At 60.9% G+C, this 1,165-nt stretch carries 1 pseudogene; it reads left to right on the forward strand.

The annotated features are described in order from the left end of the window. Positions 1-296: 296 nt before the first annotated feature. Positions 297-1,064 (forward strand): annotated as a pseudogene (locus tag ABT116_RS48595) (LacI family DNA-binding transcriptional regulator); the annotation flags it as partial. Between the last annotated feature and the right edge of the window lie 101 nt (positions 1,065-1,165).

Consider the following 1,165-nt stretch of genomic DNA (forward strand, 5'->3'; position numbering starts at 1 on the left):
GGGCGGCGCGGCCTGCATGGGTGAGGTCCCCCCTCGGTACGGGTGTACGTGCTGTGAGTTCAGCGTCACTGATTGGTGTTACCAGGGCGTGACTGCTGTATGTCCATGCACAAGATCTGCACACGATGTAATCGATTGCCTTGATGAATTAGCAGGTTATGCGATCAACACCGGGTTATGTCAAGGTTTTCACAATTCGAATTTGTAAACGATTGCCTCAATCGCGTTACATGCGGGACACTGGACCGTGCGGTTCGATAACCTCGGACCCGAATCGAGCAGAAAACGGGGGACGCATGCGCAAGGCGACCATTCGCGATGTCGCGGAACTGGCCGGGGTGTCGACTGCCACCGTCTCGCGGGCACTGTCCGGCTCCCGTCCTGTCTCGGACGAGCTTGCGGCGACGATCAAACGAGCCGCGGATTCTCTCGGATACTCGGGAAACATCATCGCCAGCTCACTGCGTCGTAATCGGACGGACACTGTCGGAATGGTGGTTCCGAGTATCGCGAACCCCTTCTTCACCTCGCTGGTGGTCAACGTCGAACACGTCCTCGCTCAGCGCGGACTACAACTGTTCCTGTGCGATTCTCGTTCCGACCCCGACGTGGAAGCGCAGCGGCTCAAGTCGCTCGTCTCCCGGCAAGTGGACGGAATCATCATCAGCCCGTGCCACGGCGAATTGAGTTCCGAAGCGGTCCGAGCCAGCGCGGCAACGCTTCCGGTCGTTCAACTCGACCGGTTTGCCATGGATACCCAGACGGACTGGGTCGGTGTCGACGACGACGCCGCTCAATCCCTGGTGATGGAGCATCTGTCGGAGCGTGGCGCGCAATCAGCTGCCTTCATCAGTTCCGAGCTGACCAATTCGTCAACAGAACTTCGCCGGGCCGGCTTCTTCCGCCACGCGGATCGAATGGGGATCGAAACTCGTGACGAGTGGACACAACTCGGCGAGTACTCGATCGAGTGGGGGCGCACGGCTTCCAACACCATCCTGACCGGCAGAACTCGCCCCGACGCCCTGGTCTGCGCCGACGACTTGATCGCACTCGGCGTGTTGCAGACCTGTCACGCATTGGGCATCGACGTTCCCGCACAGTCCGCGCTCTGCGGCCTCCAGCAGCCGCTCGGTGATGCCGCGCAGCGCCCAGGGGTTGGACT

Origin of the sequence: Streptomyces sp. NPDC002130 (assembly GCF_040296465.1) — a bacterium.
In the GTDB taxonomy this organism is placed as follows: domain Bacteria; phylum Actinomycetota; class Actinomycetes; order Streptomycetales; family Streptomycetaceae; genus Streptomyces.